Origin of the sequence: Microcystis aeruginosa NIES-4325 (genome assembly GCF_008974145.1) — a bacterium.
GTDB lineage: Bacteria > Cyanobacteriota > Cyanobacteriia > Cyanobacteriales > Microcystaceae > Microcystis > Microcystis aeruginosa_G.
The window spans coordinates 1-244 of record NZ_BJKP01000160.1 but is presented as its reverse complement, the minus strand read 5'-3'; the positions used below and the strand labels follow the sequence as shown (position 1 = coordinate 244).

Here is a 244-nt window from a genome sequence, read left to right as displayed (position 1 = left end):
CTGTCCACACCCAGATTTTGTTTTTTTTGAGCCAACAAAGGTTTCCAATTCATCCAGTTCCCCTACTTCAGGAATTGTTTGGTGGCTCCTAGGAACCCCTGGCAAAATTCAAGCACAGATTTTACCCAATTAATTACGGTCGTATGATGAACTCCCTTTAGCCTTTCTATCCCTCTAAATCCCATCCCATTAACCTAGGCAGTTAGGCATTCTCGCTTCGTTTTTTCGTCATAGCCTTTCTGTT

General features: G+C 42.6%; 1 pseudogene. It reads right to left on the bottom strand.

Going from position 1 to position 244, the window contains the following annotated elements:
* Window positions 1-244, bottom strand: a pseudogene (locus tag MiAbW_RS19450) (IS1 family transposase); the annotation flags it as partial.